This window comes from Streptomyces sp. ATexAB-D23 (assembly GCF_000373645.1).
Lineage (GTDB): Bacteria > Actinomycetota > Actinomycetes > Streptomycetales > Streptomycetaceae > Streptomyces > Streptomyces castrisilvae.
In genome coordinates this window covers 16,593-40,026 of the sequence record NZ_KB892012.1, presented here as the reverse complement: position 1 = coordinate 40,026, position 23,434 = coordinate 16,593, and the positions used below count along the sequence as shown (strand labels likewise).

The following is a 23,434-nucleotide window of genomic DNA, read 5'->3' as shown; positions in this document are numbered from 1 at the left end:
GAGGCAGCACGCCGCCGGGCAGGACTTCCCCCGCCAGATACGCGCCCGGCGCGTGTGTGCCGGGCGCGTGTGTGCCGGGCGCGTGTGTGCCGGGCGCGTTGTGCCCGCCGTCCGGGACCCCGTCAGTCCAGGCGGCGCGGGCCGCCGAGGAGGCCCGCCTCGATGTCCGTCGGCTGGACCTTGACCAGCTTGCGGTGCTGGGGCGTGCACCACAGGACCATGTCGTCGCCCAGCTGCGACAGCGCCTCCGCGTTCGCCTGGGGCAGGCGCAGGATGCGGCCCAGGACCGCCGCCTCCTCCGGGGAGACCCGCTGGATGCCGACCAGGCCCGCGTGCTCCACCAGCTTCGGGGCCGCCGGGCCCAGGAACGGCAGCAGCGTCAGCACGGACTGCCAGGGGCCGGGTGCCAGCCGGCTGCGCGGGGGGCGCATGCCGCAGTCCCGGACCACCAGGACCGGGTTGGTGACCGACGCGCCCTGCGGCCCCACCTGCTTGACGTCGTGCACCGTCATGCACTGCTGGCCGCCGCCCGCGGCCTGCGCGAGACCCGTCCACGCCTGCGGCCTCGCCGTCTCGACGGCGACGCGGGCCCCGGTGCCGGCCGTGCGCAGCGCCAGGACCTGCGCCGTCCACACACTGCCGATGACCACGACGTCGAGCTGCACGGGCCGGAAGAGGCCGAGCACCGCGGGCTGCCCCTTCGCGTCGGTGCCCGCCACCACCCCGTCGTCGCCGAGCGGCAGTCGCAGCGCGGCGAGCTGCTCCACGGGCAGTGCGTGGCGGCCGCGGCGCGGGCCGAGCAGCCCGCGCCCGGCCCGGCCCCGCCCGGCCGCCGCCGGCGGAGCGGAAACGGCGGGGCCGGTGGCGGCGGGGCTCCTGCGGTGGGCGGTCAACGGGTACCTCCGAGCGGCAGGGTGGCGAGCACACCGGGCAGTTGTTCGCGGTCCAGCCGTACCAGGCCGACCTTCACTCCACGTGCGGCACGCTCCAACTGCCTCCGTACCGCGACCAGTTCCTCCGCGCCCCGCGCGGTGAGCCGGACGTGCCCGCTGACGGCCGGCGTATTGCCCGTACCGCGCGACACCGTCAGGCTGAACGTGCTGACCGGGGCCGGCATCGACGTCAGCAGCGCCACCACCTGAGCCGACGCCGCCGCCCCCGAGCCCAGGTGCGGCCAGCGGCCGACCCAGTACGTCGTGTGCCAGCGGTCGTCGCAGCGCCAGGTGCGGCTGGACTCCGCGGTGCGCCGCACCGAGGTGTCCGAGCGCACCGCCAGCGCGCTGGCCTGCGGGTTCACCCCGGCCGACGTCGCGAGCGCGGACGTCACCTGCGCCTCGGTCAGGATCGACGTGTCGAACCCGGCCGCCGTCAGCCGGCTCGCCAGCTGGTCCGCCGTACGCAACAGCGCGCGCTGCGCCCCGCCGAGCCCGCCGCCGCGCGCCTGCACGGCCTCCGGGCACAGCTTCGGGTCGAGCTTCAGGGCGATCCACGTCAGCCGGACCGCGGGCGTGCCGGCCTGCGCCTGGAGCGGCGCGTACGAGCGGGCGGCGGCGGCCTGTTCGGGCAGGTGCGGGCCGGGCGCGGGCTGCGTGTGCTGCACGACCTGCACCGACTCCAGCCGGATGCCGTCCACCTCCAGGGCGTCGTGCAGCAGACCGAGCTCCAGCGGCCGCGCCTCACGGGCCGTGCGCAGCGGTTCGTCGCGCGGCTGCACGAGGAGCACGGCCGTCAGGAACGTCCCGTCGCCCACCATCCCGACACCGCGCTCGCGCTGCCGGTCGGTGTAGCTGTACGTGCGCAGCGCGCCCTCGCACTCCAGGACCGGGGCCAGCGCCGGGTCGACGCCCTCGGCGGACCACGGCCGCCGCGCCGCCCTCAGCCGCCCGCGCAGCGCCAGGAACGTCTTGAGCCACTCCAGGACCGGCCGCCCCCGCCACCGCAGCGCCGCCAGCAGCACCAGCACCGCCGCGACCAGGGCCATCGGTACCAGCAGGACCCTGTTCGTCACCCAGCCGATCAGCATCAGCGCGCCGGCGATCTCCAGCAGCACCACCTGATGCAGCCGCACCCCACCGATCCGTCCAGGCTGCGGATGCAACCTCGTCACTGCGGTCGTCGTGCTGCTCATCCCCCGGTATGTCCCTCCGTGTCACGGCACTAAGGCGTGTGCGAGCCGGACCCACGCTATCGGCACACCGGCCCGCGACCGCCCACTGTCCCACGCCCGGCGGCGAGCGCTTCGAACGGGGCCAGCACCTGTCACCGCTGGGCAGGGGCGCGGGCGGGCCGTGCGCAGCCCGCACCCGGACAGCGGCGTGCCGGGACCGGCGGGCATAGTGGGGGCGGTTCGCGAGGCGTCCACAATCACGGGGAGAAGTCGGGCAGATGGCATCACGGCGTGACGAACTCAATGCCTACACCTTCGCGAAGAAGCGGTTGGTCGCCGCCTTCCTGCAACCGTCGGCGGTCAGTACGGACGAGGCGGCGCCTCGCCCGCTGCGCGCCGTCGTGCCGGGGGTGATCGTGGGTGCCCTGCTGCTGGCGGGCTTCGGCGCCTGGGGCATCTTCAAGCCCAAGGTGCCGGACGGCTGGACGGACCCCGGCGCCCACGTCATCGTCGGCTCCGAATCGACCACCCGTTACGTGGTCCTGGAGACCAAGGGCGTCAAGCGCCTGCACCCGGTGCTGAACTTCGCCTCGGCCAAGCTGCTCCTTGACCCGGACAACTCCTCGGTGATGCAGGTGCCCGAGTCCGAACTCGACAGCGGGAAGCTCCAGCGGGGCCCGATGCTCGGCATCCCGTACGCCCCCGACCGGCTGCCCAGCGCGCAGGAGGCGGGCAGCAGCAGTCTGTGGGCGGTCTGCGAGCAGCCCGGCGCCGGTTCGGGCAACACCGTGCAGAAGGCGGTCTTCCTGCTCGCCGAGCGGGAGGCGGACAAGGTCGGCGGCAAGCGGAAGCTCCACGACGGGCAGGCCCTGTACGTCGAGGCGGACGGCGGCGACGGCACCCGCTACCTGGTGGACGCGGACGGTACGCGGCACGTCATAGGGACGACCGGCGGCGACAAGCCGTCGGCCCGCGACGAGGTGCTGCGGCGGTCGTTGTTCAGCGAGGGCGCCCAGCCCCAGAAGGTCACCAAGGACTGGCTCGGCACCCTGCACGCCGGTTCGCCCATCGACTTCCCGAAGCTGCCGGGCAAGGCCGGCGACCCGGCGGGCGTCGACGGCCTGGAACCCCGCCTGAACAAGGTCGGCACGGTACTCAAGGCCGTCGCCGGTACGGGGATGCAGCACTACGTCGTCCTGCCGGGCGCGGTCTCGCCCGTCTCCGACCTCGTCGCCAGGCTGCTCCTGACGAGCCCGGAGGCGGAGGCGCTGGGCCAGAAGGCACAGGCCATCGAAGTCGCACCGCAGTCCTTCACCTCCTCGCCGGAGGAGTTCTACGCCAAGCAGGGCTGGCCCGCGAGCGTTCCGACCCAGGCCAACGACACCTCGGCCCGCACCGGAACCGTCTGCAACGTGCTGCACGGTGTCAGCTCCAAGGGCGTGCCCGAACTGACCACCTGGGCCGGGCCCGGCTTTCCGGTGAGCTTCCTGGACGGCGCCACCAGCGCGTACGTCACCCCGGGCAGCGGCGTGCTGTACCGGCAGTTCAGCGGGGCGTCGCCGACCACCGGTTCGATCTTCCTGGTGACGGACACCGGGCTGCGGTACGCCGTGCAGACCAACAGCGACAGCAGCGCGGACCCCTCGAAGATCGGTGAGACCGCGAAGCCCGGGACGGCGGAGGAGCTGGCGGCCGAGGTGAACCAGGCGCAGATCAGGCTCGGTTACAAGGACGTGAAGCCGCTGCCGGTGCCGGAGAACTGGTCTGGCCTGCTTCCCAAGGGCCCCCGTCTCGATACCAACAGCGCCAAACAGCCGCAGAGTTCCTGACGACGGAAGAAGGGGGGAAGCGCGAAATGATCACCCGCAATGCATTCCGTTCCTCGGCCGTCGTGCTGCTTTTGACGTGTGCGGCGGGCGTCGGTCTGCCGGCGTTTTCGTCGGTGCCCGCGGCGGCTGAGGATTCCGTTCCGCAAACGGGTTCCGAGGGCAGCGGCGAGTGCACATTTCCGATGAAGAAGCAGATCCAGGGCCGTCCCTGGGCCCTCCAGCGGCTGGTCTTCGACCAGCTCTGGCAGGACACCAAGGGCAAGGGCGTCCGCGTCGCGGTGATCGACACCGGGGTCGACGCCGTCAACCCGCAGCTGAAGGACGCCGTCGACCGCGGCGCCGGGACCGATCTGCTTCCGGCGCCGAAGAAGGGGTCGGCGGAGGCCGAGGCGGAGGCCAGGGCGGCGGCCGACGGCAAGGGCAGGAGCAAGGGCGGCGGTGACGGTACGACCGATGTCGTCGGCCACGGCACCAAGGTCGCCGGCATCATCGCGGCCCGCCCGCGCGCGGGCACGGGGTTCGTCGGTCTCGCCCCGGAAGCGACGATCATCCCGATCCGGCAGAACGACGACAAGGGCAGCGGCACCGCCGCGTCGATGGCCGCGGCCATCCGCCACGCCATCAAGAAGCACGCCCGGGTCATCAACATCTCGCAGGACACCACCAAGCCCCTGCGCGCCGACTCGGACCTGGCGCTCGCGGTGCGCGAGGCACTGAAGGCCGACATCGTGGTCGTCGCGTCCGCGGGCAACGACGGGCTTTCGGCCCAGGTCAAGGAGACATATCCGGCGGCCTATCCGGGGGTCCTGGCGGTGGCCGCCTCCGACCGCAACGACGAGCGGGCGCCGTTCTCGCAGACCGGTGACTTCGTCGGGGTCGCGGCTCCGGGCGTCGACATGGTGTCCACCGTTCCGAAGGGCGGCCAGTGCGTCGACAACGGCACCAGCTTCTCGGCGCCGTACGTCGCCGGGGTCGCCGCCCTCATCCGGGCCAAGCACCCGCGGTGGACGCAGGCCCAGGTGGTGGCCCAGATCGAGCAGACCGCCGAGCGCGCGGTGAACGGCCGGGACGACTTCATCGGGTGGGGGGTGGTCGACCCGGTGCGCGCCCTCAACGACGACGAGCATCCGGTGAACGCCCCCACTCCGGACCGCGCGGTGTCGGACGGGCCCGTGGGACCGGAACCGGTGGCGCTCCAGCTGCGTGAAACCAGGCAGGAGCGGATGACCCGGATCTCGACCTACGTGCTGGCCACGACGGGGCTCCTCGTCGCGGTGATCGCGGGAGCCGCGATCATGGTGCGGGACCGGCGTCGCCCGTGAATAGATGAATGTCCAACAACTTGCAGCAAACATAAGTGTGTTGGAATCGTTGGCCTTCGCAGCTAAAGTGGCAACCGCAAAAATGCGTTCGATGTAGATGTGGCGCGCGAGGGTCCGGCGGTCCGCAACATCCAAATTCATGGGGGAAGGTGCGTTATGGGAGACAAGCTCAAGCTTTCAGCCGAACAGATCGACAAGCTCATCCTGGAGCTCGGCAACATGCACGACACGCTCGAAAGCAGGATCACCCACCTCAACGGGGTCATCGACGCCGTCGAGGGCCACTGGAAGGGCGTCGCGGCCAACGCGTACAACGGCCTCCAGACGCAGGTCAACCTCGACGTGCGCAACCTGAAGGAGCTCCTGGCCTTCACGAAGGAAGCCGTCCAGATGAGCCGCGACGGCTTCGACGCCGAGGAGATCGAGCGCCTCAACAGCTTCAAGGGCGTCGACGGCGGCAACCTGGGCAGCAACGGCATCCTGGACCGGTTCCAGGTCTCTTCGTAGCCCGTCGCCCGGCTCGTCCTCGTCACCCGTCCTCGTTCCGCACCTTCGCGTACCTTCGCGACCTTCGCGTCAGGAGACCGCTCCATGGAGATCACGTACTCCGGCGTCGTCGAGGCCTCTAACCAGGTCAAGACCACCGCCAACACCATCAAGACCCAGCTCGACGAGCTGAACACCAAGGTCAAGGCCGTCGTCGCCACCTGGGACGGCGAGACCCAGCGCGCGTTCCACGACCGCCACAGCGGCTGGGACGTCAAGGTGAACCACATGCACGAGACGCTGCTGACGATCTCGACCAAGCTCATGGAAGCCACCGAGGGCTACCGCGCGAACGACCTCGCGCAGTCCCGCCGCTTCCACGGCTGATCCAGGCCCGGATGAACCACGACGGAACCGGCACGCGGGGGGTGCGGGACGCGGACACCGCGGCCCGCACCCACGCCTGCGGGACCACGGCACGTTAGGGGAGGCGCTTCCATGGGATCCCATCTTCCGGACGACCCGCCGCTGTACGGCCCGTACGCCCCCGGCAAGGGACCGAGCGCGCCGGACCTGGACACGCCGAGCGAGTCGCTGAAGAGCTTCAAGACCCGCGTGGACAAGCTCCTCGTGGCGCTCGACGGATCACCGGCCGCCCACAGCCGCATCACCGAACAGAAGGTCACCGCCGCCGCGTACGGCACGGGCTTTCCGGAGGCGATGGGACTGCACGGCGCCTATGAGGTGGTGCACGCCCGCCTGACGCAGCTCTCCAAGACGCTCGGCGATCAGCTGGAGGCGATGGGCATCACCGTCGACCTGGCCGACCGCGGCTACCAGAACGTCGACCAGGAGTACGCCGACCGCCTGCACACCATCCAGAAGCAGGTCGAGGTCAACTACCGCAAGCCGGGGACCGACACGGACCCCGGAGCGCACAAGGACAACGGCGGCACGGGCGATGGCTCGTCCAGCGGGTCCGAAGGCTTGTAGGACGTGAAGTGAACGGGGGAGAGGGATAACCATGGGGGACAAGGGCAAGCTGCCGCCGCTCAATGCCTGCTACGTCACGACCGACTTCGAGAACGCGTCGTTCGAGGACATGCTCAGCATGATCCGTGGCGTGGACCCCACGGCGATCATGAGCCGGGGCACCGCTCTGATCGATGCGCAGACCGAGATCGAGAAGATCGGCACCGAGCTCAAGGAGCACGTCAGCCGCACCACGTGGAAGGGCAAGGGCGGCGACGCCTTCCGCGAGTGGGGCGACGACTTCGCCAAGGAGACCCTGAAGCTGGCCGACTACGCCGGCGCCGCGGGCACCTCGCTCCAGACGGCCGGCCAGGCCCTCAGCGAGGTCTCCACGGTGATCCAGGGCCACCCCGACGCCACGACGATGTGCTACGCGGACGAGGCGAAGGAGAAGGCCCGCCTGGAGGCGGTCGAGAAGGCGCGGAACGAGGCGATTCCGCAGATGAACAAGCTCGCCTCGTACTACATGATGGCGCAGCAGACGATCGGCTCGCAGGAGGAGCCGAACTTCAAGCCGCTGCCGGGTGAGGTGCTGCCAGGCGAGTCGTATGACAACTCGAAGTCCAGCTACGGCACCCCGGGCAGCAGTTCCGGAACACACGCGGTGTCGAGTGTGCCGGGCGTCGGCTCGTCGGCGGGCGGCACTCATTACTCCGTCAACCAGCCCGCAGACGGCAGCACGTCGTCCATCAGCAGCGTCTCCACCCACACGCCGCAGCACGTCAACGTGGTGCCCGGAGCGCCGGACACCACCGGCACGAACATCGACACGGTGACGATGCCGGACGCTCCGCCGGTCACGACGACCCCGCCCACGGGCGGGCTCCCGCCCGTGAACCCGGGCGGCGGCGGAAACCAGAATCCGGTTCCGCCCGTGGTCCTGCCGCCGCAGACGGGGCCGATCGGCCCCGGTGGCGGGGGAGACCGACGGACGAATCCCGTCGGGCCGATGGGCAGGAGCGTCGAAAGCGTCAGGCCCCCCGCGATCACCCGGACCGACACGGGCATCCACGGCGGTACGGCGGAGCGGACCGTGACCGGGACGCCGGCAGGGAAGACACCGCGCACAGCTGTGATCGGTGGCGAGCGGCAGGTGACCGGCCACGGAATGATGGGCGGTCATGGCGGCGGGGCCGTCGGGGCTCCCGGCGGACGCGGCGGTGCCGGCGGCTACGGCGGCGCGCAGCGCCTGGTCACCCAGCCCGGCGGCACGGTGCGGACACCGCGCGGTACCGGGGCGGGCGGGGAGTTCACACCCGGCGGCAGCGGCCTCGTCCGCGAATCGGCGCGCACGGGTGGGATGGGCCCCATGGGCGGTGCGATGGGCGGATCCCAGGGCACACGCCGGCGTCCGAAGCGACGAGACGGCGAGGCCCCGGACTATCTCGCCGAGGACGAGGAGACCTGGGCCACGGGGGACGACGGAGTGGTCCCGCCCGTGATCGACTAGAGCCCGTATCCGAGCAGCGACGCCGGTGGGCGGACAGAACACGAGTGGGTGGCATGAGGTCAACGGTCTGGCGACGGCGTGGGCGGGCTTCGGCGGTGGTGTCGGCGCTGGGGGCTCTCCTCCTTCTCGGGGGCGCCGTCGCCCCGGCCGCGACCGCGGACACCATGCGCGACCGCGAGTGGTACCTGGACCGGATGCAGGCCCCACAGATGTGGAAGGTCAGCACCGGCAAGGGGATCACCGTTGCTGTCCTCGACACCGGAGTCATCCCTTCCGTCTCTGAGCTGACGGGGAAAGTGCTCCCGGGCAAGAACTTCGTGGAGCCCGAACGAGGCGCACACAAGGACAAGGACGGGCACGGCACCGCGATGGCGATGCTGATCGCCGGCAACGGAGTGAACGATCAGGGCGTGAAGGGCCTTGCGCCCGACGCGCGCATCCTCCCGCTGACGGTCTTCGGGTCCTCGAAGGAGTCGGGTACCAACAGCGTCCCGGCTCTGATCGCAGCGATCCGCTACGCCGCCGACAGCGAAGCCATGATCCTCAACATGTCGTTGGGCTTCGAGGATTACATGCTCGATGACGGCGAGCGGGAGCAGATTCAACAGGCAGTGGATTACGCGGTGAAGCGCGGCAAGCTGCTTCTGGCGGCTACCGGCAACCGGGGCGATAAGGGAAATGGTGCTGCGTACCCCTCGGCAAGCCTCGGCGTCGCGGGCATCGCGGCCGTCGACAAGACATCCTCGGTGACGAAGTTCTCGGTGTCGGGGCCACAGGTGGCGCTCGCCGCTCCGGGGGACGAAATCCCGATCCTGTGCGGCGGTGACATGGCCGGGTACTGCAAGAGCAATGGCACCAGCCAAGCCACCGCCATCGCCTCCGCGTCCGCCGCCCTCATCTGGTCCATGCACCCGGACTGGACCGGCAACCAGGTGCTGCGCGTCCTGATGAACACCGCGGGCAAGCCCACCGAAGGCACCGTCCCCAGCCGTTACATCGGCTACGGCACGGTCCGCCCCCGCATGGCCGTCCTCGGCGACCCGGGCGATCCGGGTCCTGCCGACGTGAACCCCCTGGTGGCGGCCCGCGCGTCCGCGTCGCCGTCCGCGTCCGCGAGCCCCTCGGCCTCCTCGGAGCAGTCGGCACCGCCCGCGGCCTCGGGGGCGGAGGGCGAGGACGGCGAGGACGGTGTGGGCGCGACCGTCTGGATCATCGCCGGAGCGGGCGTGGTCGTGGTCGTCGGTGTCGGTGCGGTCTTCCTGCTGCGCCGGAGGAGCACCGGCCCCCGGTTCTGATCCCCGCACCCCCATCGAACACACCCGTACGCGTACAGGCCAGGAGGAGGCACCATGGACGATGAATTCATCAAGGGCCTACAGCAGTTCCAGCAACACGCGCTGGGCCTTCAGAACATGCTGACGGACATGCAGTCCCGGATGTCCCAGGGCGGTGAGGGAACGGACGCCCAGGGCGCCGTGACCGTACGGCTGGCACCGGACGGGCTTCCGGAATCCATCACGGCCGCTTCGGACTGGCAGCGCAGGCAGGGGCCGGAAGCCATCGGGGCGGCCGTCGGAGAGGCCTACGGCGCGGCCATGAGCGAGCAGATGGCGGGATGGGCCCAGGCCTTCGAGGACAGCGACTGGCAGGCCAAGGCGGAGCAGCTGGACGGCCCCATAGGCAAGTCCGGCCCCGCCTCCGCCCCCGCGGCTCCCCCCGAGATCCCCGAGCGGGACCTGCGTTACGTCGTCGCCCGCCCCCTCGACGAGCTCGCCGAGGACGTGCTCTCGGCCTTCGACGCGGTGGACCGGCTGGAGGAAGCCGCGTCCGAACCGGCGGTGGTCGAGGGAACGTGCTCCGGCCGCTACGTGACCCTGGTGGTGACCAAGGGCGCGCTGCGTTCCTGCGAGGTGGACCGGTCCTGGGCGACCGGGCAGTCGTACCTCAGGCTGAACCAGGCCTTCGAGGAGGCGCTCGGCGACGCCAGGGCCAAGTTGGGCAGTGCCGAGGCCGTCGCCATGGAGGGCCTCGCGGGGCTGCGGATGGACAGTCTGCTGGACGAGGCCCTGGCCGTGATCCGCGATCCGAAGCGTTTCATCGACTGAAGCGTTTCATTGACTGAGATTCGAAGGGGCAGGTCGATATGGCAGACCTCAAGCACATAACCGATGCGCTGCGGGCCGAAGCGAAGATGTGGGACGAGCAGAGCGATTCCATGGGGCAGGTGGCCGGTGCGGTCCAGGGAATGAGGATGACGCGCCTTGAGGCGGGCCTCTTCCAGATGATCGTCTCCTCCTACAGCGAGGCCATCGATCAGATATCCACGCGCTGTCTTGAGGGGCAGGTGTGCATGGCGGATGTCGCGGACGCGCTGATCAAGAACGCCAACGCTTATGACAATCAAGAAGTGGACACCACGAAGTCCGTCGAAGACGCCTACTGAAGCAAGGGAACTGACGTGGCAATCAATATCGCTCAAGCCGAGGCGACGATAGAGAAGCTCAATGAGGGCATCGTGAAGCTCTCGGCCAAGATCCTGGAAATCGGTCCGCGTGCCGAGGGGGCGGTGAACCACTGGTATGTGCCGGATGCCATCGCGAAGCCCCTGATCTGGTTCGCGAACAAGATGATCGAGGTCGGGTGCTGGATCCGCGACAAGATCATCGAGTGCCTCAAGGGTGCTGCCGCGCCGGTCTTCATGTACCTGGACTCGCAGGACTGGGAGGGTCCCGAGATCCGCGGCAAGGTGTCGGGCGTCGCGGGAAACACCACCGCGGACGCGCTCAGGGCGCCCCTCAGCTGGAAGGGCGACGGCGCCGACGCGTACACGAAGGCCGTGGCGGGGCAGACCGGTGCAGCGACCCAGATCGAAACGAGTTCCGACAAGCTCGCCACGGCGCTGGTGCTGTGCGCGGTGGCCGGGGTGGCGTTCTACCTGGCGCTGGCGGCTGTTCTGATCAAGGCGATCGTTGTCATGGTCGCGGCAGCCGTTGCCGCGGGCTCCGTGGTGTTCTCGTGGGCCGGTCTGCTCGCCGGTATCGGTGAGGCCCTGTCGGACGCCGGTATCATCACCGGGCTCGTGGTGGCGCTGGTGGGTGTGGTCACGGCCCAGGCCGGTCAAATGACCGTCGCCAAGGGCGAAGCGAACGACAACAGTGCTTTCCGGGGCGGCAAGTGGCCGGTCGCGACCGCCTGACGGGCTCGCGGCGCCCACCAGGGTGCCGGGGCGGCGGGAACTCCGAAATGGCAGGTGAAGAGCTCGTATGGTCTGGATTCGAGTAACGTGCTGGTGCGTCGGCCTGGCCTGTCTCTATGTGGCGATCTTCCATACGCCGCACAACGTCGCGTTGATGGCTCCCCTTTACTTCTTGGGCGTCTTCCTCCCGGGCAGCGGCGAGAGCTACATCCAACGGCGGCGCCGGAAGGGCTGGTACGCACAGTTCTCGTCGCCCGAAGCCATGCGGTCGATCGTCAAGGACGAGGCGGAACTCCGGCGCGTCCGCGACGAGAAGGGCGTGCTGGTGGCCGCACGCCGGTTCAGGCGCGAATTCCCGCTGTGCCCGCTGCCCGAAGCCCTGAAGATGGTCCAGTCGCTGTGACCGACGAGGGGAAGCGCAGCGCCCGGCCCCGGTCGTAGCGGAGCAGGCGCCCCGGGGCGTGCAGGAGGGGGCGGCCCGCATCGGGCCGCCCCCTCCCGCACGCCGTCGTGACGGTCAGTCCACCTCCGGCGGCAGCCACCCCGTCTGGATCAGGGCGGGGCCGCCCCGGCGGGCGACGAACATGCCCCGGCCCGGAGGCAGCGGGCGGCCCTTCACGTCGCCGAGGAGCTCGCCCTCGTTGGGGTGGCCGGACAGGATGACGCCCTGCGCGCCCAGCTCCTTGAAGCGCTGGATGAACGGCTCGTACGAGGAACGGCCGGCGCCCGCGCTGCTGCGGGCGACGATGAAGTTGACGCCGACGTCCCGGGCGAACGGCAGGTTGTCGACCAGCTGAGCCAGGGGGTTGCCGGAGGACGTGGCGACCAGGTCGTAGTCGTCCACGATGATGAACGCCCGCGGCCCGCGCCACCAGCTGCGGGTGCGCAGCTGCTGCGGGGTCACGTCCGGCCCCGGGATGCGACTGCTCATGAGGGTGTTCATGTCGCCCAGGTACGACTCGAACGTGTTCTGCGTCGTCGCGTAGCCGACCAGGTACGGCTCGGGCACGCACTCCAGCAGGCTGCGCCGGTAGTCACCGACGCAGATCAGCGCCTCCTCCGGCGTGTAGCGGGCGGTGATCTGCTTGATGAGCAGCCGCAGCAGGGCCGTCTTCCCGGACTCCGACTCGCCGAACACCGCGAACAGCGGATCGGTGTCGAAGTCGATGTACACCGGGGCGAGGTTCATCTCGTCGATGCCGATCGCGACCCCGCCGCGTCCGGTGTCGGGCCCGCTCGGCAGCTCGCGGGCCGACAGCATCCTGGGCAGCATCCGGACGTTCGGGGCGTGCGGGCCCGGCCAGTTGTCGTTCATGGCCTTGACGAAGGCCTCGGTGGCCTCGGACAGGTCGTCGCCGCCGCCCGCCGAGTCGTCGATGCGCGGCAGCGCGCCCATGAAGTGGAGCTTCTCCGCCGTCAGACCGCGGCCAGGGGTGCCGACAGGGACGTTCACCGCGATCTTGCGGTCCAGCTCGGAGTCGGTCGGGTCGCCGAGGCGCAGCTCCAGGCGGTTGAGCAGCTGGTCTTTGAGCGCCGCCCGCATCTCCATGTACCGGGAGACGGTGGCGATCAGGTGGACGCCGAGGCCGAGACCCCGGGCGGCGATGTCGGCGACGACGGGCTCCAGGAACTCGTAGTCCGTCTTGAAGGACTGCCAGCCGTCGATGACCAGGAAGACGTCGCCCCACGGCTCGCCCGGCAGCCGGCCGGCCGCGCGCAGCCGGCGGTAGGTGGCGATCGAGTCGATGTTGTTGTCCCGGAAGAACGCCTCGCGCCGGTTGAGGATGCCGGCGACCTCGGCGACCGTACGGCGGATCTTCTCCGGGTCGAGCCGGGACGCGACCCCGCCGACGTGCGGCAGGCCGTCGATGGCGATCATCCCGCCGCCGCCGAAGTCCATCCCGTAGAACTGCACTTCGTGCGGGGTGTGGGTGAGGGCGAAGGAGCCGATGAGGGCCCGCAGGAGGGTGGACTTGCCGGAGCGCGGGCCGCCCACGATCAGCATGTGGCCCGCGGCGCCCGAGAAGTCCCGTATCAGGGTGTCGCGCCGCTGCTCGAACGGCTTGTCCACCAGGCCGAAGGGGACGACCAGCGCGCCGTTGTGCGCGTACTCCGGGGAGTGCAGCCCGCGCTCGGGTGTGACCGCCAGTTGGGGCAGCATCTGGTCGAGCGACGGCGCCTCGGTGAGCGGCGGCAGCCACACCTGGTGCGCGAGGGGCCCCTGACCCTCCAGGCGGCGTGCGATGACGTCGAGGACGGTGTCCGCCAGGGCGTCGGGCGTCGCGTGGCCGCCGGGCGCGAAGGAGACGTGCGGATCGGGCTCGGGGTAGTGGACCGCGACCGGGGCGGCGGTGAACAGGACGGGGCGCCGGTCGATGGCGAGTTCCCCGTTGGCGGCGACCGGCGCGACGCCGGGCCGGTAGGTCCCCGACACGTAGGCGGCCTTGAAGCGGGTCATCCCCTCCGTGCCGAACTTCAGGAACCCGGAACCGGGCACCGACGGCAGGTGGTAGGCGTCCGGCACGCCCAGCGCCGTACGGGACTCGGCGGCGGAGAACGTACGCAGACCGATCCGGTACGAGAGGTAGGTGTCCAGGCCGCGCAGGCGGCCCTCCTCCAGGCGCTGCGACGCCAGCAGCAGGTGCACGCCCAGGGAGCGGCCGATGCGGCCGATCTGGATGAACATGTCGATGAAGTCGGGCTTGGCGGAGAGGAGTTCGCTGAACTCGTCGATCACCAGGACCAGCGAGGCCAGCGGCTCCAGCGGGGCCCCGGCGGCGCGCGCCTTCTCGTAGTCGGTGAGGTTGGCGTAGTTGCCCGCCGACCGCAGCAGCTCCTGGCGGCGCTGGAGCTCACCCGTTATGGAGTCCCGCATGCGGTCGACCAGGGTGAGGTCGTCCGCCAGGTTGGTGATGACCGCGGCGACGTGCGGCAGCTCCGACATCCCGGCGAACGTGGCGCCGCCCTTGAAGTCGGCGAGGACGAAGTTGAGGGTCTCGGAGGAGTGCGTGACCGCGAGGCCCAGCACCAGGGTGCGCAGCAGCTCCGACTTGCCGGAACCGGTCGCGCCCACGCACAGTCCGTGCGGGCCCATGCCCTCCTGCGCGGCCTCCTTGAGGTCGAGCATGACGGGGGAGCCGTCCTCGCCGACCCCGATCGGCACCCGCAGCCGGTCGGCCGTCGAGCGGGGCCGCCACACCGTGCTGGTGTCGACCGCGGCCGGGTCGCCGATGCCCAGCAGGTCCGTGAAGTCCAGGTTGGCGAGCAGCGGCTCGTCGTCCTCCGCGCCGCTGCCCATCCGGAACGGGGCGAGCTGGCGGCCCAGCGCCTCCGCGGCCTCGACCGGCAGGAGGTCGGGCGTGCCGTGGTACGAGACGCTCGCCGAGTCCAGCCGCAGCCGGCCCGGCCGCACCGCTATGTGCAGCCCACCGCGCGGCTCGTCCAGCTCCTCCGGGACGACCTCCAGGACGGTCACTCCCTGGAGGCCCTCCGCCGAGGCGAACAGTGAGTTGGCCGGGACGACGCCGCCGTCCAGCACCAGGACGACGTGCGGCTGGTCCAGGAGGGGCGTGCCCTCGCGGTTGAACCGGGAGCGGCCGTCCAGGGTGCTGTGGAGCAGCGTCTCGACCTCGGACAGGTCGTCGCTGAACAGCCGCTTGGTGCCCGCCCCGTCGGACGAGCCGGGGACCTGTGTGTGCGGCAGCCACTTCGTCCAGTCCCACTGGTCCGTCACGTCCGTGGACGCCACGACGGCGACCACGAGGTCCTCGGGGGAGTGGAGGGCGGCCAGGCCGGCCACCGTCGCGCGGGCGGAGCCGCGTACGGACACCGGGTCGCCGGAGACCACGACGTGGTAGAAGGCGCGCAGCGACACCGCCATCGGGAGCCGGTCCAGCGAGCCGTGGGTCGCCAGGAACCGGTGCATCGCGCCGGCCGACAACGGCTCCAGCTCCTCCACCGGAGCGGTGTTCGGCGCCACCAGCGGTGTCCACAGCTGCTGCGGGCCCAGACCGACGCGGACCTGCGCGAAGTCGTCGTCGGCGATGCGCCGCTCCCAGAGCCGCTCGCCCTCGGCGACCAGCGACCACAACTGGTCCGGGTCCGGGTGCAGATAGAACTGCGCGTCGCGCTGGGCGCGCGCGGTGCGGCGCACCTTGCGGCGGGTCTGCGCGAGGTACTTCAGATAGTCCCGGCGGCCCTCGGCGGCCTCGCCCTGGCTGCCCTTGCGGTGCCGCATGATCTGCGCCACCGCCATCGCGGCCGTGGACAGCAGCATCATGACGCCCATGATCTTCATGAACGGCTGGGAGCCGGGCATGAAGAAGAACACCACCGACGAGCCCATCCCGAGCATGGGCAGCAGCTGCATGGCCATGCCCTCCTGCTGCCCGCGCGGCAGTTCAGGAGGGGATTCGAGCCGCAGCTCCGTCGTGGACGTCTCGGGCGGCATCGCGCGAGGCGGGCGCTTGACGACGATCTGGGTCACCGGCGAATCAGTCCCTCAGTGCGGCCCGGAGAGTTGTGGGCCGGCACCCCCGTGGCAGCGACCTACCTCCGCGCGCCGATCATCCTAATGGAGGCACGGGAAGGGGCCCCGATAGGGTGACGCCCTGCGGCCGTACGACGGGACTTTGCCGACACGGCCGTGCCCAGAGCGCGGCGTGCAGCGAACGAGGGGACCCAACAGGTGAGTTCGACCCTGACAACCACCGGCTTTTGCCGCATAACGGTCGTGGCGCCGGACAGTCGTATCGACGTCGCCCTGCCGGACGACGTCGCCGTCGCCGATCTCCTCCCGGAGATCCTGCGGCTGACCGGCCAGGAGACACCCCCGGGGGCGCCTCCCGGCTACCACCTGGCCCGCCGCGACAACACCGTTCTGGACGCCACCCACACGCTCGCCGTCCAGCGCGTCCTGGACGGTGACGTCCTGCGGCTGCGGCCCTTCACGGAATCGCTGCCCCCGGCCGTCTTCGACGACGTCGCCGACGCGGTCGCCTCCTCCGTCCGCCGCGACCGCGCCCTGTGGAGCGACCAGCTGCTCGGCGTCGCCGGTCTCTTCGGCGGGGCGCTCCTGCTCGTCCTCATGGGCTTCGTGGTCTGGTTCGCCGACCCGGTCCAGCACGACATGCACGGACTGCCGGGCATCGTCGCCGCCGCCGTCGGCACCCTGCTCGCCGTCCTCGCCGGCATCCGGGCCCGCCGCTACGCCGACCGGGCATCCGCCATCGCGCTCGGCCTCGCGGCCCTGCCCCACCTCATGATCGCCGGGTCCGGCATCCTCGCCCTCGACCCAGGCACCGGGATCGGGCGCCTCCAGTTCATGCTGGGCTGCGCCACGGTGCTGCTGGTCTCCGCCGGGCTCGTCGTCGCGATGCCGACCGGCGACGCCCCGTTCGTCGCCGTCGTCTTCGCCTCGGCGGTCGGCACCCTCGCCACGTTCTTCTCGATCGTCACCGAGGCCCGCCCCCGCGACACCGCCGCCGTCTGCGCGGTCGTCGCGATCGGCGCCATCGCCTTCCTGCCCGGACTCTCCGCGCGGGTGGCCCAGCTGCCGATCGGCTACGCGGCGCCGCGCCCCGCCACGGACGCGGACCTCGACCACGAGCCCGGCCTCGGCGACCCCGACCCCGTCGACACCGACCGCATCGCGGCCCAGGCCCGGCGCGGGCACGAACTGCTGCTCGGCCTCGTCGGCGGGTGCTGCGTCGTGGTGGTCGCGTCGGCCGCAGTCCTGGGCTTCTCCTCCGACGTCTGGGGCCAGACCCTGGCCCTGGTCGCCGGGCTGGCCATGCTGCTGCGCGCCCGGCTCTTCCGCTACACCGCCCAGGTCGCGTCCGTACTGAGCGCGGGCCTCGCCGCCCTCGGCCTCCTGGTGCTCGGTCTCGCCCTCAACCCGCCGGCCGAGGCCGTCCTCAAGCTCCTGATGGAGCACGACCGGGGGCCGCTCGACATCCGTACGCTCTGGCTCGCCGCCGCCGTCACGGCCGGCGCCGCCCTGCTCACCGGCATCGCCCTGGTCATCCCGAAGAAGGGCCTCTCCCCCTTCTGGGGCCGCCTCTCCGACCTGGCCGAGGTGCTCCTGCTCCTCGCCCTCGTCCCGCTGTGCCTGGCCGTCCTCGACGTCTACTCCAAGGCGCGCGGCATGACCAGCTGAGCGGCGGTCCCTCAGCGGAAGGCGTCGTGGTCGGCCAGGACCGCGTCGACCACGCGCCTTTCGCCCGCCGCCCGCACCGGGTCCGCCCCCGCGTCCCCCGTCAGATTCAGCAGCGCCTTCCACAGCGCCCAGCCCCGCGCCCGCGCCCAGGTCCCGGCATCCTGGCCGACCGCCTCCCGGAAGGCCTCCCGGCCCGCGCCCTCGAACATCCCCCAGGCGATCACCAGATCACAGGCCGGGTCGCCCACCCCCGAGGTCCCGAAGTCGATGACGGCCGACAACTCGCCACCGTCGACCAGCAGGTTGCCGGACGCGATGTCGCCGTGGAACCACACGGGAGCCCCGCGCCACTCGGCGGCGAGGGCCGCCTCCCAGACCGCCCGCGCCCTCTCCGTGTCGACAACGCCCTCCAGCGCGGCCAGACAGCGCCGGGTCTCCTCGTCGTAGTACGCGGGCGAGGCGCCCCGGTACCAGCTGTGCTCACCGGCCGCCGGACCGCCCGCCGCGTCGCAGCGCTGGAGGGCACGCACGAACTCCGCCACGCCGGCCGCGAACCGGGGCAGGTCGTCGATCCGCCCGCGCGCCGCCGTCTCGCCCGGCAGCCAGCGCCGGACCGACCAGGGGAAGGGATAGCCCTCACCCGGTGCGCCCAGGGCCAGCACCGGAGGCACCGGGACCGGCAGCGAAGGGGCCAGCCGGGGCAGCCAGTGGTGCTCCTTCTCCACGGCGGGGACGTAGCCGGCCGCGGTCGGCAGCCGGGCCGTCATGGCGTCGCCGACGCGGTACGTGCGGTTGTCCCAGCCGTCGATCTCGACGGGGACCACGGGCAGTCGGCTCCACTGCGGGAACTGGGCGGCGAGCAGACGCTTCACCAGCGCGGCGTCGATACCCGCGCGGCCGTCGGGGTGGGAAGAGGGCATCGGGCGATCATCGTGCCCGAGCCCGCCCGCCGCAACGGATTTCGAAGCCCGCCAGGGCCTGTCGTCACATTCCCGCCTGTCGGCCGACGCCATGCACGCACTCTCGCCGCACCGGCCCCAGACCCAAGTACATCCAGTACGAGGGTCTGGGGCCGGCACGCCGAGAGCACGCACCTGACGCCGGCCGACCCGCCCTCCGGGCGGACGACGGGAATGTGACGACAGGCCCTAGGAGCCGTACAAACCGTTCATGCCGCTCGGGCGCCGAGGCTGTTCGATTACAGTGCTGCGCAGTTACCGCACAGTCGCACAGAGGAACGAGCCACGGCGGACGGGGAGGTGCGCGTGAGCACAGGGGTCACAGCCGTCTGGGGCCGTGCCGAGCAACAGGACTTCCGCAGCCGGGTACGCGGCGCCCTGCTCGGCGGCGCCATCGGGGACGCCCTCGGGGCCGGCGTCAGCGCCCTCTCGCTGGAGGAGATACGCGCCGCCCACGGGCCCGACGCCGTCACCGACTTCGTCCCCGCCCACGGCGCACGCGGCACCGTCACCGCCGCCACCCAGCTCACCCTGTTCACCGTCGACGGACTGATCCGCGCCCAGGTCCGCCGCGACACCGGCGCCTGGCACCCGCCCACCGACGTGCACCGCGCCCACCTGCGCTGGGCCGCCACCCAGCACGACTGGGGGCCCGACGAACGCCGCAAGGACAACGGCTGGCTCGCCGCGCAGGAGTGGCTCTACGCCCGCCGCGCCCCCACCCGGGAATGCCTCGGCGGCCTCGGCGACGCCGTCATGGGCACCCTGGACCACCCCAAGAACCCCGCCGCCCACGACGCCGCCGCCGTCACCCGCTCCGCGCCCTTCGGACTGCTCGTCGGCTGGGAGCCGCAACTCGTGCTCCAGCTCGCCGTCGAGTGCGCCGCGCACACCCACGGCCACCCCACCGCCCTGCTCTCCGCCGGGGCCTTCGCCGTCCTCGTGCACGGCCTGGCGCGCGGCGAGACACTGGACGGCTCCGTGCAGCGCGTCCTTGCGCTGCTCGCCGAACGGCCGGGCCACGAACCCGTCACCGAGGCGCTGCGCCAGGCCCTCGGCACCGTACGCCAGGGCATTCCCGGTCCCGCGCTCGTCGAGTCCCTGGGCGCCACCGGTTCCGCCGACGAGGTCCTGGCGGGGGCCGTGTACTGCGCGCTGGTCGGGGAGGACGTACGGCACGGGCTGCGGCTGGCCGTGAACCACGGCGGCCCGTCATCGGCCACGGGCGCGCTGTGCGGGGCGCTGCTCGGCGCGATGCACGGCGAGACCGCGCTGCCGCCGGGCTGGCTCGCCGAACTGGAGGGGCGGGCCACCCTCCTCGAACTCGCCGACGACTTCGCCATGGAGATGACGCAGGGGCCCGCCCTGCACGGCCCGGCCACCGCGGCCCCCGGCTGGCTGGCCCGCTACCCGCGCTGATCCGGCGCCTCCGCGCCCTCCGCCACGGCGACGCCTTCCGGGCCGCCCTGCGCCGGTACGGCGGCCGCACCGGTCCCCGGACCGTCGCCGTCGGAGTTGATCCGCTCGATGAGCGCGTCCCGCTCCGGGGTGTCCTCGGGTTTGACGAAGCCGATGACGACGTAGAGCACCAGCGAGATCGCCAGCGGCAGCGCCACCTGGTACTGGAGCGCGACCCCGTCCTTGACCGAACCGTCCAGGTCGTAGTTGGTGAAGTAGAACGCCAGCAGCCCCGCCGCCCAGCTGACGAGCGCCGCCGTCGGACCCGACCGGCGGAAACGCCGCAGCAGACCCAGCATGAACGGGATGGCGATCGGGCCCATCAGACCCGCGACCCACTTGATGACGACGGAGATGATGTCCTTGAACGTCGGCGAGTTGATCTGGGTCGCCAGCGCCATGGACAGGGCGAGGAAGCCCAGCGTGGAGACGCGCGCGGCCAGCAGCCCGGCCCGGCTGCTCCAGTTGCGGGCGGCCTTGGAGAACACCGGGGCGATGTCCCGGGTGAAGACGGCCGAGATGGCGTTGGCGTCCGACGAGCACATGGCCATCGTGTGCGAGAAGAAGCCGACGACGACCAGGCCCAGCAGACCGTGCGGCAGCAGCTGCTCAGTCATCAGCGCGTAGCTGTCCGACGCGTCCGGCTTCTGCGCGTCGACCAGCAGCGGGGCGCACCACATCGGGAAGAACAGCACCGTCGGCCACACCAGCCACAGAACGGCCGAGAGCCGCGCGGAACGGGTCGCGGAGGCGGCAGAGTCCGTGGCCATGTAGCGCTGGGCCTGGTTCCACATGCCGCCGTTGTACTCGAAGGTCTTGATGAACAGGTACGCCAGCAGGAACGTCACGGTGTACGGGCCGGCCGTCGGGTCCGTGTGGCCCTCGGGCAGCTTGTCCCAGACGGTCCACAGGGTGCTGAAGCCGTCCAGCTCGCGCATGGCGATGACGAGCATCGCGAGGCCGGCGAACAACTGGATGACGAACTGCCCCAGCTCGGTGAGCGCGTCCGCCCACAGGCCGCCGACCGTGCAGTAGACGGCCGTGATGATCCCGGTGATGAAGATGCCCTGGGTGAGGGTGATCCCGGTGAAGACGGAGAGCAGGGTGGCGATGGCCGCCCACTTGGCGCCGACGTCCACGATCTTCAGCAGCAGCCCGGACCAGGCGAGCGCCTGCTGGGTCGGGATGTTGTAGCGGTTCTTCAGGTATTCGAGCGGTGAGGCCACGTAGAGCCGTGAGCGCAGTCGGTTGAGCCGGGGCGCGAAGAGCTTGGCGCCGATCCCGATACCGATGGCGATCGGCAGCGACCAGGTCACGAAGGACGTGACGCCGTACTGGTACGCGATGCCGGCGTAGCCCGTGAACATCACCGCGCTGTACCCCGACATGTGGTGCGAGATGCCCGACAGCCACCACGGCATCCGGCCGCCGGCCGTGAAGAAGTCGCCGACGTTGTCCACGCGTTTGTGTGACCAGAGTCCGATCGCGATCATCACGCCGAAGTAGCCGATGAGTACGACCCAGTCGAGACTGTTCATATGTCCCCTCCCGGGGTCCGCCTTGTGAACGGGTGCGCACTTCGTCAGTACGGCCGCCCAGCGGTATCCCCGTGCGGGAAGCGGGGACTTCGGGGATTGAACCGTCTGCGCGGCACCCCGGTCAAGGACCTCATCGGTCAGAGATGTGAACGCAGATCAGCAAGGCGAACGATTTTGCCCGTTCTTGACGTACGGGGACGTTGTCGTGAACGTGACGGCGGCCACACGATGAGCGGGCACTTCGTCAGGCCGTGCATTCGGGCCGCGCGTACGGAGAAAAGTGGAGGAAACGCGAAAAGACCGCACGGGATGCGGGTCCCGTGCGGCCGGTGAGGAGGAGGGCCGCCGAAGGGCGGTGGGCCGGCGCTACGTCGGTCGGCTGTGGTGACCGGGGCTCGGCGGATGTGGTGCGGGGAGCCCCCTCGGCCAGGACGGCGGGCCGGACGAGAGGGCTACCGGCGGCACCGGAACCGGTGCGGCGATACGGCGTAAAGGAAGCATCGGTCAGGCGGTGACGGCACCCTCGGCGACATCGCGCACGAACGCGTTCCAGGCGCCGGGCACGAAGGTGATCGAGGGGCCCTCGGGGGCCTTCGAATCGCGCACGGCGATTGCCTGTACGAGAGGGGACTTGACTTCGACGCAGGCGCCGTTGCCCCCGGAATACGAAGACTTCGTCCAGTTTTCCGTAGCACCCTGACGAATGGCCATGTTCACTCCGGTTCAGAGAGTTGTGTGAGGCGCCAACGACGTTCCCGCTGGCGTGATCGACGCTACTCGCCAAGCTGCTTGAGTGAAGGGGCGGTTCACTCGACCGGGTGATCTATTCCGGCCGGATCTTCCGTGTGATGGTGGCGGCGGTGTATATTGCCGCCGCCCCATCTGCGGCATTACGCATTTCTCGCACAACGGGCTTTATCGCCCAGGGTGTTCGAGCGGGTTCGGCCGGATCTCACTCCGTGTTCAGCCGGGTGTACTCCTTCGCGATTCCATCGATGAAATTCCGGGTCTGTTCCACGTTGTGCGCCTGTGCCCGCAGGTGTTCGTACATGACGCTGTACCGCTGAACGTCATTGGCCTTCTCCAGATAGAGATCGCTGGTGACGCCCTCGATGTAGACGACGCTCGAATCCGCCGCGTCCGGGAATTCCAGAATGGCGTACTGGCCGTTGATGCCCGGGTGCGCGCCCATCTCGAACGGCAGCACCTGCACGGTCACATGCGGCAGGTGCGACAGCTCCACCAGGTGTTCCAGCTGTTCGATCATCACCTGCTTGCCGCCGACCTGCCGGCGCAGCGCGGACTCGTCGATCACCACCCAGAGCCGCAGCGGGTGTTCCGGGTCGGAGATCCGCTCCTGGCGCCGCGAGCGGACGCTCACCCGCTTGTCGATGTCGGACTGAGGCGCCTCCGGCAGGGCCCCGCTGATCACCGCCTCGGCGTAACTCCGGGTCTGGAGCAGCCCGGGAACCACCTGCGGCTCGTAGACCCGGAGCGATTCGGCGTCGGTCTCCAGCCCGATGTAGACGCTGTACGGGATGTCGCCGAAGGCGTGCCACCAGCCCTGCTGGCGGGAGTCCTTGGCCATCTGCATCAGCGAGTCCACGACGCGGTGGTCCTCGACCTCGTACACCCCGCAGAGGTCGCGCACATCGCGCTGGCTGATGGAGCGGCGGCCGTTCTCCAGGCGGCTGATCTTCGACTGCGAGACCAGCAGCCGCTCCGCCACCTCCTCGGCCGTCATGCCCTTGACCTCGCGCAGTCGGCGCAATTCCTGACCCAACCGGCGTCGCCTGACGGTGGGATTGACGTTGGACGGCACGGAAACGGCACCTCCGGCTATGTAGCTGTGCGTATCTACTGCTGAGCAGATTGCCACCCCTGCCCCCGGCCGCGCTGG

The 23,434-nt window shown here is 70.8% G+C and carries 20 protein-coding genes; 13 read left to right on the top strand and 7 right to left on the bottom strand.

All coding sequences use genetic code 11. The features are described 5' to 3' along the window. Positions 1-122: 122 nt before the first annotated feature. Complete coding sequence (locus B082_RS0112585; protein ID WP_018552155.1) at positions 123-893, bottom strand: hypothetical protein; 771 nt, start codon at positions 891-893, stop codon at positions 123-125. Further along, a complete protein-coding gene (eccE, locus tag B082_RS0112580; protein WP_018552154.1) occupies positions 890-2,068 on the bottom strand; it encodes a type VII secretion protein EccE in 1,179 nt (392 codons plus the stop codon). The genes B082_RS0112585 and eccE overlap by 4 nt, the downstream gene beginning before the upstream one ends. Positions 2,069-2,385: 317 nt before the next feature. On the opposite strand from eccE, the gene eccB reads away from it, so the two are divergent. From eccB to B082_RS0112525, 11 genes are all read left to right on the top strand, one after another. After that, a complete protein-coding gene (gene eccB / locus B082_RS0112575) occupies positions 2,386-3,936 on the top strand; it encodes a type VII secretion protein EccB (protein ID WP_018552153.1) in 1,551 nt (516 codons plus the stop codon). Positions 3,937-4,118: 182 nt separating this feature from the next. Further along, positions 4,119-5,258, top strand: coding sequence for a type VII secretion-associated serine protease mycosin (mycP, locus tag B082_RS0112570; protein WP_018552152.1), 1,140 nt, complete (start codon positions 4,119-4,121; stop codon positions 5,256-5,258). 156 nt (positions 5,259-5,414) lie between these two features. After that, positions 5,415-5,765, top strand: a complete 351-nt coding sequence (locus B082_RS0112565; protein WP_018552151.1) for a WXG100 family type VII secretion target — start codon at positions 5,415-5,417, stop codon at positions 5,763-5,765. 84 nt (positions 5,766-5,849) lie between these two features. Beyond that, positions 5,850-6,131 carry a WXG100 family type VII secretion target gene (locus B082_RS0112560; protein ID WP_018552150.1) on the top strand — a complete coding sequence of 94 codons (282 nt, stop codon included), beginning with the start codon at positions 5,850-5,852 and terminating at the stop codon, positions 6,129-6,131. 111 nt (positions 6,132-6,242) lie between these two features. After that, entirely contained in the window at positions 6,243-6,737 is a 495-nt protein-coding gene (locus B082_RS0112555; protein ID WP_018552149.1) for a hypothetical protein, read from the top strand. A 31-nt stretch (positions 6,738-6,768) separates the two neighbouring features. After that, complete coding sequence (locus B082_RS0112550) at positions 6,769-8,226, top strand: WXG100 family type VII secretion target (protein WP_018552148.1); 1,458 nt, start codon at positions 6,769-6,771, stop codon at positions 8,224-8,226. 53 nt (positions 8,227-8,279) lie between these two features. Then, a complete protein-coding gene (locus B082_RS0112545; RefSeq protein ID WP_202454255.1) occupies positions 8,280-9,521 on the top strand; it encodes a S8 family serine peptidase in 1,242 nt (413 codons plus the stop codon). 54 nt (positions 9,522-9,575) lie between these two features. Beyond that, positions 9,576-10,331, top strand: a complete 756-nt coding sequence (locus B082_RS0112540; RefSeq protein ID WP_018552146.1) for a hypothetical protein — start codon at positions 9,576-9,578, stop codon at positions 10,329-10,331. Positions 10,332-10,369: 38 nt separating this feature from the next. Next, positions 10,370-10,669 (top strand): hypothetical protein, encoded by a 300-nt coding sequence (locus B082_RS0112535; RefSeq protein ID WP_018552145.1) that lies wholly within the window; start codon positions 10,370-10,372, stop codon positions 10,667-10,669. Between the two features lie 15 nt (positions 10,670-10,684). Then, on the top strand, positions 10,685-11,422 hold the full coding sequence (locus B082_RS0112530; RefSeq protein ID WP_026249724.1) for a hypothetical protein: 738 nt from the start codon (positions 10,685-10,687) through the stop codon (positions 11,420-11,422). Positions 11,423-11,489: 67 nt separating this feature from the next. Further along, positions 11,490-11,825, top strand: a complete 336-nt coding sequence (locus tag B082_RS0112525) for a hypothetical protein (protein WP_202454254.1) — start codon at positions 11,490-11,492, stop codon at positions 11,823-11,825. Positions 11,826-11,939: 114 nt separating this feature from the next. On the opposite strand, the gene B082_RS0112520 is transcribed toward B082_RS0112525, so the two are convergent. Then, the gene (locus B082_RS0112520; protein ID WP_018552142.1) at positions 11,940-15,908 is read right to left on the bottom strand and encodes a type VII secretion protein EccC; all 3,969 of its coding nucleotides are present in this window, start codon (positions 15,906-15,908) and stop codon (positions 11,940-11,942) included. A 201-nt stretch (positions 15,909-16,109) separates the two neighbouring features. Between B082_RS0112520 and eccD the strand changes: the two genes are divergently transcribed. Then, complete coding sequence (gene eccD / locus B082_RS0112515; protein WP_037710041.1) at positions 16,110-17,579, top strand: type VII secretion integral membrane protein EccD; 1,470 nt, start codon at positions 16,110-16,112, stop codon at positions 17,577-17,579. A gap of 11 nt (positions 17,580-17,590) precedes the next feature. Here the strand turns inward: eccD and B082_RS0112510 are convergent, their stop codons facing one another. Next, positions 17,591-18,499, bottom strand: coding sequence for an aminoglycoside phosphotransferase family protein (locus B082_RS0112510; protein ID WP_018552140.1), 909 nt, complete (start codon positions 18,497-18,499; stop codon positions 17,591-17,593). A gap of 345 nt (positions 18,500-18,844) precedes the next feature. Here B082_RS0112510 and B082_RS0112505 point away from each other — a divergent pair, with 345 nt between their 5' ends. Further along, positions 18,845-19,957 carry an ADP-ribosylglycohydrolase family protein gene (locus B082_RS0112505; RefSeq protein ID WP_026249721.1) on the top strand — a complete coding sequence of 371 codons (1,113 nt, stop codon included), beginning with the start codon at positions 18,845-18,847 and terminating at the stop codon, positions 19,955-19,957. Here the strand turns inward: B082_RS0112505 and B082_RS0112500 are convergent. The 3 genes from B082_RS0112500 to B082_RS0112490 form a co-directional block, all read right to left on the bottom strand. Then, entirely contained in the window at positions 19,945-21,534 is a 1,590-nt protein-coding gene (locus B082_RS0112500) for a sodium:solute symporter family protein (protein ID WP_018552138.1), read from the bottom strand. The genes B082_RS0112505 and B082_RS0112500 overlap by 13 nt on opposite strands. Before the next feature lie 504 nt (positions 21,535-22,038). Then, the gene (locus B082_RS0112495; RefSeq protein ID WP_026249720.1) at positions 22,039-22,245 is read right to left on the bottom strand and encodes a DUF397 domain-containing protein; all 207 of its coding nucleotides are present in this window, start codon (positions 22,243-22,245) and stop codon (positions 22,039-22,041) included. 241 nt (positions 22,246-22,486) lie between these two features. Then, on the bottom strand, positions 22,487-23,356 hold the full coding sequence (locus B082_RS0112490) for a helix-turn-helix domain-containing protein (RefSeq protein ID WP_026249719.1): 870 nt from the start codon (positions 23,354-23,356) through the stop codon (positions 22,487-22,489). Between the last annotated feature and the right edge of the window lie 78 nt (positions 23,357-23,434).

Coding starts and splice junctions, on each gene's coding strand:
- eccB (WP_018552153.1), top strand. CDS start 2,386: ATGGCATCACGGCGTGACGAACTCAATGCCTACACCTTCGCGAAGAAG.
- mycP (WP_018552152.1), top strand. CDS start 4,119: ATGAAGAAGCAGATCCAGGGCCGTCCCTGGGCCCTCCAGCGGCTGGTC.
- B082_RS0112565 (WP_018552151.1), top strand. CDS start 5,415: ATGGGAGACAAGCTCAAGCTTTCAGCCGAACAGATCGACAAGCTCATC.
- B082_RS0112560 (WP_018552150.1), top strand. CDS start 5,850: ATGGAGATCACGTACTCCGGCGTCGTCGAGGCCTCTAACCAGGTCAAG.
- B082_RS0112555 (WP_018552149.1), top strand. CDS start 6,243: ATGGGATCCCATCTTCCGGACGACCCGCCGCTGTACGGCCCGTACGCC.
- B082_RS0112550 (WP_018552148.1), top strand. CDS start 6,769: ATGGGGGACAAGGGCAAGCTGCCGCCGCTCAATGCCTGCTACGTCACG.
- B082_RS0112545 (WP_202454255.1), top strand. CDS start 8,280: ATGAGGTCAACGGTCTGGCGACGGCGTGGGCGGGCTTCGGCGGTGGTG.
- B082_RS0112540 (WP_018552146.1), top strand. CDS start 9,576: ATGGACGATGAATTCATCAAGGGCCTACAGCAGTTCCAGCAACACGCG.
- B082_RS0112535 (WP_018552145.1), top strand. CDS start 10,370: ATGGCAGACCTCAAGCACATAACCGATGCGCTGCGGGCCGAAGCGAAG.
- B082_RS0112525 (WP_202454254.1), top strand. CDS start 11,490: ATGGTCTGGATTCGAGTAACGTGCTGGTGCGTCGGCCTGGCCTGTCTC.
- B082_RS0112510 (WP_018552140.1), bottom strand. CDS start 18,499: ATGCCCTCTTCCCACCCCGACGGCCGCGCGGGTATCGACGCCGCGCTG.
- B082_RS0112500 (WP_018552138.1), bottom strand. CDS start 21,534: ATGAACAGTCTCGACTGGGTCGTACTCATCGGCTACTTCGGCGTGATG.
- B082_RS0112495 (WP_026249720.1), bottom strand. CDS start 22,245: ATGGCCATTCGTCAGGGTGCTACGGAAAACTGGACGAAGTCTTCGTAT.